General features: G+C 44.9%; 8 protein-coding genes. 2 read left to right on the plus strand and 6 right to left on the minus strand.

Annotated elements, in window-relative coordinates; translation table 11 throughout:
* Positions 1-11: 11 nt before the first annotated feature.
* From ABNE31_RS11515 to ABNE31_RS11530, 4 genes are all read right to left on the minus strand, one after another.
* Complete coding sequence (locus ABNE31_RS11515; RefSeq protein ID WP_349351236.1) at positions 12-1070, minus strand: hypothetical protein; 1059 nt, start codon at positions 1068-1070, stop codon at positions 12-14.
* Positions 1071-1235: 165 nt separating this feature from the next.
* Positions 1236-2084 carry a hypothetical protein gene (locus tag ABNE31_RS11520; protein ID WP_349351237.1) on the minus strand — a complete coding sequence of 283 codons (849 nt, stop codon included), beginning with the start codon at positions 2082-2084 and terminating at the stop codon, positions 1236-1238.
* A gap of 32 nt (positions 2085-2116) precedes the next feature.
* Positions 2117-2950, minus strand: a complete 834-nt coding sequence (locus ABNE31_RS11525) for a DUF2490 domain-containing protein (protein ID WP_349351238.1) — start codon at positions 2948-2950, stop codon at positions 2117-2119.
* A gap of 2 nt (positions 2951-2952) precedes the next feature.
* Positions 2953-4884 carry a hypothetical protein gene (locus ABNE31_RS11530; RefSeq protein ID WP_349351239.1) on the minus strand — a complete coding sequence of 644 codons (1932 nt, stop codon included), beginning with the start codon at positions 4882-4884 and terminating at the stop codon, positions 2953-2955.
* 241 nt (positions 4885-5125) lie between these two features.
* Between ABNE31_RS11530 and ABNE31_RS11535 the strand changes: the two genes are divergently transcribed.
* Positions 5126-8518, plus strand: a complete 3393-nt coding sequence (locus ABNE31_RS11535; protein WP_349351240.1) for an amidohydrolase family protein — start codon at positions 5126-5128, stop codon at positions 8516-8518.
* 111 nt (positions 8519-8629) lie between these two features.
* On the opposite strand, the gene ABNE31_RS11540 is transcribed toward ABNE31_RS11535, so the two are convergent.
* Entirely contained in the window at positions 8630-9685 is a 1056-nt protein-coding gene (locus tag ABNE31_RS11540) for an NAD(P)-dependent alcohol dehydrogenase (RefSeq protein ID WP_349351241.1), read from the minus strand.
* Between the two features lie 164 nt (positions 9686-9849).
* Between ABNE31_RS11540 and ABNE31_RS11545 the strand changes: the two genes are divergently transcribed.
* Positions 9850-10470, plus strand: a complete 621-nt coding sequence (locus ABNE31_RS11545; protein WP_349351242.1) for a JAB domain-containing protein — start codon at positions 9850-9852, stop codon at positions 10468-10470.
* A gap of 14 nt (positions 10471-10484) precedes the next feature.
* Here the strand turns inward: ABNE31_RS11545 and ABNE31_RS11550 are convergent, their stop codons facing one another.
* Positions 10485-12866, minus strand: a complete 2382-nt coding sequence (locus ABNE31_RS11550) for a hypothetical protein (protein WP_349351243.1) — start codon at positions 12864-12866, stop codon at positions 10485-10487.
* Positions 12867-12972: the final 106 nt, after the last annotated feature.

The following is a 12972-nucleotide window of genomic DNA, read 5'->3' on the forward strand; positions in this document are numbered from 1 at the left end:
AGAGCGTGATTTTATTTTTTATCGGTATTGATAAAGCCTATGGGCATCAACAATTCTTCCATAGCGGCAATGTTCAATCCTTCTGCTGTACCGGCCTCTTCCAAAGTGCTCAAATTAACACCCGGTGTGCCTCGTGGTAAATCATACGACTCTCCTACGCTGGCTGCTCCGTAGCCCAAATCGGACATGGAACCTGCGGTTATTCTACTCAACGGGTTTTCTCCCAAATTCAAAAAGCCGGTCATTAGCTCATTGTTCAAAGTAGACTCTTGCCAGTGGCCAAAAGCGGTACCTGGTCCAAACATGCTCTCAATGGGTAGCTCTCCCGTACCTCCTTCGGCATTCCAAAATACATTGGCCTTGCGTCCTCCAAAATATGGATTGGTTGTTCCGCCCAAAAGTAGATTACGTTCAAAATCAGGTGTTGAGATATTCCATAATGTGCCTATTCCCAAAACGTGACCCATTTCGTGTACGATCACATCTTCGAAGAGTCCGAGACTCTCCAAAAAGGCTAAATCGTCCACATCAAAGAACATGATACCTGAAATGGTCAAGTAATCGCTGGTGCGTACAAAACGTGGTCCTGCTTGTCCCAAAATTCCGCCCGGGCCATCAATGGGTGCCAAAGCGACTTCAATCACCACATCGTCCAAGGTTCCTTCAGAAGCTGGAGGGAACCCCTCAAATGCAGATGGGATAGTACCTGTAATGGAAGGTACATCTTTGATAATGATACGCTCCCAACGGGCAGCGGCATCATTGAATACCTGTTCCTGCCGTTCTGTGGGTGGCAATAAAAAATTAAGGGTAATGTTAAAACGGCCTCGATCGTTGCCAGCGGCATTTGTTGCACGGGCGGTAAGCAGGTCATCACCTACGATCAAGTCATCAAGCATGATCATTTTGTCACCATGATCCACCAATGATAATGAGCTTGTCTCCGTTTCTAAAATGGCATTGGCATCATCTTGGGTAATTGTTTCGTCCGAACAAGAGGTAAATGCAATTGCACCGAGCACGGCTGCCATCCAAAGGGAATGGCGTCGAGTTCTTGTGAGGTTTTTCATAATCGTGTTCTCAATTTTTAAGTTAATGTAGTTTAAACCAATAACTGGTTTCCCCTAAATTTAACAAAATCTTTCAGATATCACGATGCATTTCACAAAACCTCGATATAATGCATATTACGATGGAAGATGGGCAAGATAAGGGGGGCAACGTGATTTAGCTTCCTATTTTTCGTTGACCTCGACCAGTTTGTCATCGCTCCATTCGCCACCGGCCACAATTTCGCCTTCGGCATCGTAGAATTTCCCGGTACCGCTGCGCTTATCATCTTTCCACTGCCCGGTATATTTTTCACCATTGGGCCAGTAATACGTGCCGTAACCGCTGCGTTTATCGTTTTGATAGGTGCCCACGTAGTATTCACCATCAGGCCAATAAAAGGTACCTTCGCCATGGCGCTGATTGTTTTTCCATTCCCCTTCGTACCGGCTGCCCGTTTCCAGCAAGGCCACACCAAAACCATGGGCTTTTCCATTCTTAACCTGGCCAATGTAGTGCAACTGGTTTCCTTTTTGGCTGGTAAAGGTCAAATATTCCCCATAGGATTTTTGCTGAAGTTGCTTTTTCAACCGTGCCAACTGTACTTTTGTTTTTTCCAACGAAAAATTAAGGGAATCGTATTTTCTAATGGCCGTCTCTTCGGACCAACGGGAAACAGGTAAAGAATCCTGCCTTTTCGTTTCGTCTACCACGGCCGTGTTTAAGCTTATATCCTTGTTCCGTAGTTTTTCCGCCAGGGCAATGCGCAACGGAATTACCATATTGTTTTCCTTGCCCGCGGTTTGCAAGTTGGTTTGATAGGATGCAATGGCTCCATCGTAATCGCCTTCCAATAAAAGTGAATCTATCTTGGCCAATTGCTCGTGTGATTCCAGCTTTTTGGTCAATGTTTGATTTTGCTGCTTCGTGAGGGCAAGTTCTTTTTTTAATTTGAGGGATTTGGCAACGAAGAAAACCGTTCCAACCGCTAAGACTGCCAATAATATGAAGAATGTGTATTTTTTAAGTTTCATTTTCAATCACATGGTTCGTTAATAGGTACGTATCAATCCGTTAAATGGACGTCGGGCAGTTTGTTTTTCACCCTCCTAAAGTCTGGGGAAAAGTACATGTGGAAGCGCAATGTCCAACCCTGCTGGTAAAATCCGCCATTAAGCCTTTCCTGACCCTGGGAGTACATCACCCCTGCGGCAAAGGTCAATCTGGGGGTTACGATATACCCAAGCGTAGTGGTCAAACGCAAGTCCTCCATAGGGCTAGCCACCACTTCTTTACCGCTTTGCATGATTAACTCGGCCTCTGGGGAAACATACCATGTTTTGGGCTGTAATTTGGTGTCGTTCAGCGGAATCTTGGCGCGGAACATATAACGCCAACGGTTTCTAAAAATATACTCGCTGTTTTCAGCAAAGCCTTGGGTCCATCGGTGTTCTATTCGAATGCGGTGATAGAGCATGGCCGAGTAAAAGGGCATGGCAAATTGGTACTGGTGCCAAATCCGCCATTCCGGAACCACATTTCGGTCTACCGAATCCTCGTCAGTGTTAAAATTGATACGCACTACCCCACCCAATCGAACATCGGTCTTCTTGTTGAAGATGTAACCAATGGCGTGCCTATTGTAGATCTGACCCACTTGCCCAAAAAAAGCAGTGTTTTTGGTTTCCTCAAGCCTTAAATGCGTCTGTGCGTCCCAAAAGAAACGCTTTCCAATCCTAATATTACCGTAGGTATTGAACCACACCTTGGTTTTGGGCTCCTTGTACTGGGAGGTTTCCGGTAACACCTGAGGGTCTTCTTGTTGGGCATGGCCAATGGCACCAACCCAAAACATGCATACCATCATGACCCTCCAAAGGCTCTTTTCAACTACTGTCATGCCTATTGGTTTTTGGGGGTTGATGTCACCTGTAAAAGTTGTAGCACTTCCATGGGCCGCTTTTCACTTCGCAGTTTACGTTCCAATTTTCGGGTGTCCTTGTTCCGCAAGCCAAGAATGGTTTTATGGGTCTGAATGATTTGTTCGTTCAATGCCTTTACATTTACGCACTCCAAGGATGATGTGGCTTTCAGGAAATAGGGTATCAGCACCTCCTCGTAGCTCTCGGTGATTCGTTTTTTGACCTGTTCTGCCATTACATTGGCCATAAAGGGGTTCCAAACGGCATTGGTATATTCCTTTTTGATGGTTTCCTGCTGCTGGGGTATATTTTTCAAGCTTTGGGCCAGGTCGGTCAGCTCCATCAAACAGATTTTAATACTCTTACCATACGTCAACTTCTCGTTGGGGTTCTTCATATCGGCATAGGTAGTCAGTGAGCTATCCGCCAATTGTTGCAGATGGGCAAGTGCGTTTTTGTAATCGTTGGCGAGTCCGTCAACAGAGTCCACCTCACGCTCCAACAAATTGTTCAATTGAATAAGCTCCTCTTCAAGACCATTGAGCATTTGCAGTTGTTCCTCATTGGTCAATCTGGATGCCAAAGAACCTTTAATGTACTCCAAGCTCATTCGGGCGTAGGTACCCAATGCAGCCACGGAAAGCAAATCGTTGCTCTCATATCCAAACTCCTCCGAACTGGGAAGTCTAAAACTCCGTAATGCGCCAGCTTCGTTGGCCGCTACCGTGATTTCGGTGCCTGGTTTTCCATTGGGCCACAACCGTTGCAGCATCACCGGAATTTCCTGATAGGCCACAATGTCATTTTCTTGGTAACTGACCAATGCCTTTAAGGGCTCCAGAAAATCCGTACTGATTTTTTGGGCCACATTGTAGTAGAAATAAGCTTCGGGGTCGGTCCGTTTGACGATATTCAAATGGCTGTTTCGCAAAATGGTCCGGCTCAAATTGGCAGCGACTTGGTAATCCGAAGCAATCTGCTCCAAGGTCTTAGTTTGAAGGGAATCCAGCGGATAAAATGGGACTTTTACTTTGGCTTCCATTTGAAAACCATCAGACCCCAATTGCCTCAGCACCTTATCTATCTTTTGGTAATAACTAAGATTTTGGGACAGTATGCCGGCGATACCACTTTCCACTTCTTGCTCTTGTAAAACTGCCTCCAGGAGCGCGATATAGCCCATATGCAAAGGGATGGTCTTGTAATTAGGCGCGTTGGTGTCAAAAACCTGAATTTCCTTGGAAACTTGGTCGGTGGTCAACCGAATGTTGCGCAGCAATCCGTCATCAAAAAACCAATCCTCCATATCCTCCACGCGCTCGGTGCCGTAGTAGGACCATTCATCGTGGGCCAAGCCATCACGTAAAAACCTCCCGACCAAGACACTGCTGTCGTTTTCTATCTGAAAATTTTGTTGGGGAACGCCCTTATCGTATGTGATATCACTTTTAAAAAGAATCTGCTGTATTTCGGAGTCCTTGATTTGGTTGATGGTGTAGGTCCAGTTTCCGTCGGGCTTTCCCTCCGAGAGCCGCCCCTCCCCTTTTTCTTGGGTCCCGCTCACCAAAACACGGTATTCATAGCCCACTACCTGACTTTGACTATTGGTTTGATACTCCCCAAACTCAAATTGCCATGGGCCATGGGCTATGCCTTGGTCAAAAGCACCGGAAATACGAAAGGAAGCATCCTCGTTTTCCACCAAGGTCTCCAAGTTGGATTGTTGCCATAAAAAATCACCATTATAAATGGTGTCCAAATCCGATATGATGTACTGATAAACGGCCTGACCGGAGTAATCACCCACTTGAAGTGGGCCTTCATAGGTTTTTGGGTCTTGCCCAAGAGATGGCAGTATAACCGCCAACACTAAAAAAACCGAGAAAAGCCATTGTTTACAAGGCTGGAACATGAGGTTGATATTTATAGCTATGTACGAGCCAATTCCCCTTTGCGGACTATAAAACCCCTTGTTTTATGGAATTTGTTTTGATTTGCTTCTTTTGTTTGGAGGTTTTCAACATTGGGCTGCCTCAGTTTGTAATACTGCAAGTGTTCACCAATAAAACGCAAGAATTCCTTATTCAAAAAAACAGAAGCCATATCCCGATTTTTCATACCTTGTTAGCTACTGTCAAGCATAAACTAAGAATATGAAAAAAAATCAGTATCTCTGGGCTCTGGCCCTATGTATGGCGCTCTCGTCCCTCAATGCACAGAATGGGGAAAAGGAGGCCGACACTACCAAAAAAGCAACCAAAGAACTGCCCTTGGAGCCGGAACGCAGCATCTCCTTTACCGCCAAGGAAGGTACATGGCTATCTCTTGATGTGAGCCCCGATGGAAAGACCATTATATTTGATATGATGGGCGACCTCTACACGATTCCCATCCAAGGCGGCAAGGCCACCCAAATTACGGAGGGAATGGCGTATGATGTCCATCCCAGGTTCAGTCCCGATGGAAAATCCATCGTCTTTATTTCTGATAAAAGTGGTTCTGACAATATTTGGACCATGGAATTGGCTTCCGAAGAAACCAAACAGATCACAAAAGACGACAATCAGAACTTCTTTTCGGCCGATTGGAGTCCTGATGGGGAATACATTGTTGGTGCCCGTGGCCGAAGGAACATCAAACTGCACCTGTACCATAAGGATGGTGGCGGCGGCGCCCAATTGATCGATGAACCTGAAAACCTTAAGACCATTGACCCCGAATTCGCACCCGACGGAAAGCTGATTTATTTTTCCCGAAGAATGCGTGCTTGGAACTACAACGCGCAGTTGCCACAATACCAATTGGGAACGTACGACATGGAAGATGGCGATTTGGCGACCATTACCTCCCGCTACGGCTCCGCATTTACCCCCACCCTTTCGCCCAACGGCAAATGGTTGGTGTACGGTAGCCGTTTTGAAACCGAAACCGGATTGGTGCTACGTAATCTGGAAAACGGGGACGAACGTTGGTTGGCCTATCCGGTACAACGTGATGAGCAGGAATCCATTGCCCCTTTGGGCGTGTTGCCGGGGATGGCCTTTACGCCCGACAGTAAAAATTTAGTGACCAGTTACGGTGGAAAAATCTACAGTATCGACATTGCCTCCAATTCCGCTTCCGAAATACCGTTTGAAGTGGATGTGAACTTGGAACTGGGACCACAGCTCAAGTTTAAATATCCCATCAAGGATACACCCGAAGCCTTGGTCACCCAAATCCGTGATGGCGTGCCTTCCCCGGATGGAAGTCAGTTGGCCTTTACCGCATTGAACAGGCTCTATGTAATGGATTTGCCCAATGGAACCCCAAAAAGGCTCACCAAAAACGACTTTACCGAAGCCCAACCTGCTTGGTCGCCCGATGGCAAAAGTATCGTGTTTGCCACTTGGGAGACGAATGGCGGGCATTTGTACAAAGTCAGTGCCAACGGGCGTGGCGGTGTTCAAAAATTGACGGATGAGGCTGCCATTTACAGCAATCCAGCATGGTCGTACAGCAGCAATAGGATTGTTTTCCTAAAAGGTCCTGCACAGGTATACCGTAATGCCATCGGTCCAAGGGCCAGTGGTGCCGAAGAGGATTTGGCGTGGATTCCCGCTGAGGGCGGAAAAATTACTGTCATCGACAAGGCGGAAGGACGTTCCGGCCCACATTTCACCAAAGTGGATGAGCGCATTTACCTGAGCAAGGATAAATCGTTGCTGTCCATTCGTTGGGACGGTACCGACCAAAAGGAGCATTTGAAATTGAGCGGTATCACTACGTTTGGTTCTTCTTCCTTCGGATTCCATGATCACAACGGAGGTCACAATATCCTGCCCGGTTCGGAACAGTATCAGGCTCCAGAGGATAAATCGTCCGCACCTTCAGAAATCAAAATATCGCCTGACGGAACTACGGCACTGGCCAAAATCAACAATGATATTTACACCGTGACCCTTCCCAAATTCGGGCAGACCCCGAAAATATCGGTGGCCGACGCCGACAAAGCGGCTTTCCCTGCCAAAAAACTAACGGTAATGGGTGGTGAGTTTCCCGCGTGGCGAAGCGATAGTAAAAATGTGCACTGGTCGCTCGGAGCCAGTCATTTTATCTACAATATTCCAGCGGCAGAAGCCTATGCAGATAGTGTGGCCTTAGCCAAAAAAGAAGCGGAAGCGCTAAAGGAGAAACAAAAAGAAGAAGACAAGGATAAAGAGGGGGATAAAAAGGACAAGGAAGAGAACAAGGTCTTTGAAGCGGATGAAATCAAGGTAAAGGTCAATTATACCAAGGATATTCCCGAAGGCAGTGTGTTGCTCAAAGGTGCCAGGATCATTACCATGAAAGGTGACGAGGTCATCGAGAATGGCGATATCCTGATCGTGAACAACCGCATCAAAGGCGTTGGAGCCTCAGGTAGTTTGGAAGTGCCCAAAGGCACCGTGGAAATCGATGCCAGCGGAAAGACGATTACCCCTGGCTTTGTGGATACCCACGCCCATATGTGGCCCAACTGGGGCATCCATAAAAACCAGATCTGGATCTATTCCGCCAACCTCGCCTATGGCGTCACCACTACGCGCGACCCACAAACGGCAACCACCGATGTGCTCACCTATGCCGATATGGTAGATGCCGGAATGATGCACGGACCCCGTGTGTACAGCACAGGTCCCGGTGTTGGCTACTGGTCGTACAAACTCAAATCGTTGGAGCACGCGAAGGATGTACTCAAACAGTACAGTGAGTACTATAACACCAAGAGCATCAAAATGTATCTGGTAGGCAATCGCCAAATGCGCCAATGGGTGATCATGGCAGCCAAAGAACTGGAATTGATGCCCACCACAGAAGGTGGATTGGACTTTAAACTCAACATGACCCAGTTGTTGGACGGCTACCCGGGGCACGAGCACTCCTTCCCCATTTATCCCATTTATAGGGATGTGGTGCAATCCGTTGCAGAATCCAAAATGGCAGTGACCCCTACCCTTTTGGTGTCCTATGGCGGACCTTGGGCGGAAAACTACTATTATGCTACCGAGGATGTATACCACGACCAAAAGCTGCAGTATTTTACGCCTTACGAAGAGTTGGCGCAGAAATCCCGCAGAAGAGCCGCCTGGTTTATGCCCGAAGAGCACGTATTCCAAAAGCACGCCGAGTTTATGAAGGATTTGGTAGAAGCTGATGGTATTGGCGGCGTAGGAAGCCATGGCCAGTTGCAGGGATTGGGTTACCACTGGGAACTGTGGTCGGTGGCCAGCGGCGGCATGAAGAATATGGATGCCTTAAAAACCGCCACTATTCTGGGGGCCGAAGCCCTTGGTTTGGACGGTGATTTGGGCAGTATTGAGGAAGGCAAATTGGCCGATATCCTGATTATGGACCAAAATCCGTTGGAAGATATCCGCAACACCAATACTTTGACCCATGTGGTCAAAAATGGAAGGGTGTATGATGCCGAGAGCTTGAACGAAGTGGCCCCTGTGAAAAAAGCAGCGAAGCCGTTTCCTTGGCAGACCCAAAAACCTGCTGGTGTGCCTGGAATGAAGAAGTAATCATTGGGGGATTACAAAACCAAAACCGCCCTTTGCAAACCATTTGCAAAGGGCGGTTTTTTATATAAGATTACCTACAGTGGGCCTATTGATTTTATCGTACCGTGCCAACTACTCCTTCAATGATTTCATATCGATGACAAAACGATATTTGACATCGCTTTTGAGCATGCGTTCGTAGGCGGTGTTGATGTCTTGGATGTTGATCACTTCCACATCCGAAGTAATATTGTGCTCGCCACAGAAATCCAACAGTTCTTGGGTTTCGGCAATGCCCCCGATCAAAGAACCTGCCACGCTTTTTCGGCCCATGATCATGGGCACGGTGACCAGCATGGGGTCCAATGGCCCCAAATAGCCTACCACGACCAAGGTTCCGTTGGTGGCCAAAGTGGCCACGTAAGGGTTAAGATCGTGCTCGTAGGGTACGGTATCGATGATCAGGTCGAACTGGCCTGCGGCCTGTTCCATTTGGGCTTCGTCCGTAGATATCACCACATGGTCCGCTCCCAAGGCCTTGGCATCGTCCATTTTATTGGTGGATCGCGAAAACAAGGTCACCTCGGCACCCAAGGCCGACGCCAATTTCAACGCCATGTGTCCCAAGCCGCCCAAGCCTACCACGGCCACCTTGCTGCCCTTGCCCACTTTCCAGTGGCGCAGCGGAGACCATGTGGTAATGCCCGCACAGAGCACCGGAGCGATACCTGCCAGGTCCAGATTTTTGGGTACGCGGAGCACGAAGTTCTCGTCCACTACAATTTTTTCGGAATAGCCGCCATGGGTGGGGCTGTTCAAATGCTTGTCGAAGCCCCCGTAGGTACCCACCCACTCGGGGCAGTACTGTTCCTCATCGTTTTTACAGCTTTGGCAGCTGCGGCACGAATCCACCAAACAGCCTACGGCGACAATATCGCCTACTTGGTGCTTGGAAACCTTGGAACCCACTTGGGTAACCTTGCCCACAATCTCGTGGCCGGGAACCACCGGGTATTGGGTCATGCCCCAATCGTTGCGGGCAAAATGAAGGTCGGAATGGCAGACCCCGCAGTACATAATATCAATTTCAATATCCTTTTCGAGGACCGTTCTTCGGTCGATCTGCATTTGTTTTAAATCGGCTTCGGCAGACTGGGTTCCAAAGGCCTTAACGGCTATAGTGTCCATAATGTGTGTTTTAGTTGAGTTTTTTAAATGTACGAAACTTTAGGGTTGCTTATGTTGCTTTTTTAGGAAACCATGGGCGGGGCGATCGGTTTCTTTTGTGGCACCGTTTGCATTATTGGCGTGCTTCGCCTAAATTTCCTATCCCAATACATAACTTACCTACCATGAACGTACGGCTTACCAAAGAACAAAAGATCAAGGTGCTCAACTCTGCGGACATATATGCGATCATGCAGCAGGTTCTGTTGCGCGAAAACAAGATTCGCCGCAACCAAGAGCACTTTTGGGTGGTGGGGCTCAATAACAACAATAAGATCTTGTTTGTGGAGCTTATTGGCCTCGGGGCCAGCAACCGGGTAAACGCCGACCCGCCCGATGTCTTCCGGATGGCGATCTACAAACTGGCCAGCAAGTTGATCTTGGTGCACAACCACCCCAGCGGCTCGCACGAGGTGACCGATGCCGACCTTAACTTTACCGACCACATGCTAAAAGTGGGCAAACTGGTCCATGTGGAAGTGCTGGACCATTTGGTGATCACCGAAACCAGTTATACCAGTTTTGAGGACCGTGGAATCATGAACCAATTGCGCAAAAGCGGCTTTTACGAGGTTACCGGGCCCGAAAAAAAGGAGCTCGAAGCCTTTAAATTGGAAACGGAACGGAAAAGGGCCAAAAAAGAAAATTCGCTTGAAATTGCCAAAAATTTAAAGGCTCAAGGTGTAGACACTGAGATTATTAAAAAAGCTACGGGGTTAAGTAAGAAGGAGATTGGGGGGATTTGAAATGAATTAAATAATCAATTTACTTCAGGTTCCAAAGCTATTTCAACATCATCTAACTTAAGGCTTCCTAGACTTCCAATCATTGGTAAAAGAATTGGAGACAAGACTTTTGTGGTAAATTTAATATGAGTAAAAATATTTCCTACTTGATTTTTGGAATCTTCAATTGACTTTTCGGTATTATCATTGTTTTCTTTTAGAAGAGCAATACCGATTAGCACCATTCCATATTTATACCTAGCATTCAATAGTTTGGAATCTATACTACCATTTGATTTTTGCTCTGACAACAAATGAATATTATTCATATTTATGAAAAAATCATAGCCACCTTGCCCATCTTCAAATACATGCAATGCAGTTTCGTTTTCAAATTCTTTAGAAACCCAGTTTTTATCGTTCTTGAAAACTTCTATAACATTTGGCAAATCTAGATGCGAAGTATTCTCGCCTTCGTTTCCTTTGTTATCTGTTGAGGGATTTTTCCTGTTTTTTTCATTTGATGAATTATTCTTTTTTTCTGCATCAGTAACTCTAATATAAAACCTACTTACAAAAGGTTCAATTAGACTTACATCCTCAACTTTACTTTCAAAGCATAAAACATCTCCAACAGTTACATTATCAGGAAGTAAAACGTTTAAGTTAATATATCCATTCCATGGGTTAATTTGTTTATTCTCTACTTCCGTTCCATTTACATAAAGCGAGAATTTACCTGGATCATTATCTCTATCGAAATAATCATTAACAGCATCTGTCTTGTATTGTACTCTGAACCTAACATTTTTAGGGCAATCTTTTGGAGCAATTTCTGGATACTCCTTAATTAAAGTGAAAAATGTAGGGAATTTTTTTCCCTCATATTGCTCCTCTCTTTTACCATTAACTATATTAAAAGGGTTTGGCAGCCTAACTCCTTTAATAAAAAGTTTTGACAGAGTTGGGGACTTTTTTAGAATATCCTGAATAACATCTGCAAGTGGTTTTGAATCTTCCAGTTTATCCTCTATATCCTCCCTTCTTCTTCTTTCTCTTAATTGGTTCAAACCTTTATGCTCTCTCAATAAGATTTCCAATTCCCTTTCAATTTGAGAACGTAATTCACCTGAGGCTAAACGATCTCTACTATTTAAAAACAAATCTTCTCTTGCCCTTCCATCCAATTCAGAGCAGTCTACAACCACCAATAGGGAATCGGCTATATAACTATGGCGCACTGCATTTCGAGTAAAAAATGATTTAGAAAGTGTGCCATGTGTTTGTCCATTAATTACAAAAATAATTCCTTCGTCCCTCGTGTAATTAGTTGACCTACCTCTTTTAAATGCGAAAATAGAAGCACGCATTTTTTGACCTAAAGCAGTAATTGGACCTGATACGGGAAACCCGCTTTCCAAATTCTCCTTTTTGTCCTCATCAAGTCTAACAGAGAGACCCGATAGTGTTGTTTCCAGAGTATGTCCTTTGTATCCTTTCCTACGTTCATAAAGCCGAACAGGAAGAGCTATACTTGGCATTAATAAGGAAAGTTTATAATTAAGGTCAAACAATATATTTGTTTTCAATCCTGTCATTTGATATTCATACAACTTGATAAAAGTTCCGTATGACAATTCATTTTGATAAGCATTCGGGTAATTACCAGGCATCAACTTAAGTGAATCACTTTCAAAACGTAATATTTTATTATTTGGAGCCAAATATTTATAAATCGAACTTCGAACGCCTTGAGGTGGATTTTCTCTTCGTACAATAGTCACTCCCCAATAATTGATTGAATCATCAGATGCATCTTGAATCTTAATTTTTGGATTCCTTTTAGAAATAATAAGTTGCAAATTTTCTCGACCACAAAAACGTAAAACTGCAGTTCCACCCATATTAAATTTGCCTTGAACAAAAGGAGTTCTTAATTTGTTGTTTTTATCTATCGACAAAATTGTGTCAGGTAACCTATTTGGTGATTGTCCTTCACCTTTATCTATAATAGAATAACATGGATTAGACTTTGAACCCGTAGAAACAAGTGCTATATTTTCGGCAAGTTTGGTTCTTTCATTTGGTGTTATATTCGATAGTTTACCATTATGGATGTTATAAAATTTCTCTAAAGCATCAGCAATACTAGTAGGTGCTTCTTTACTATCTGTCTTAAAACCCCTTTTAAGACATTCGGCCATCAAAACCGCATCAACAGAATTAACTATTTTCTCAACCAGAGCATCTTCAGCTCTGCTTTTTTGATTCCCAATTGTTGCAAAATTATTTTCCTTACCTCCATATAATTGCCAATCATCAGACTTATCCCAATAACCTTCTTTCTTAAGAATATTTATTATTTCATTTTCAGTATCAGCATGAACAAGGCTTAAAGCTAAATCTTTGTTATTCATAAATTTTTAAAAATAAAGTTTGACATTACTCCCTTTTCTAAAAGAAACACCAGTATTGGGTCATGTTTTTTCATGGAGTGTTATAGTATTATTTGAATATCAATTT

Source organism: Flagellimonas sp. MMG031 (genome assembly GCF_040112705.1).
Classification (GTDB): Bacteria; Bacteroidota; Bacteroidia; order Flavobacteriales; family Flavobacteriaceae; genus Flagellimonas.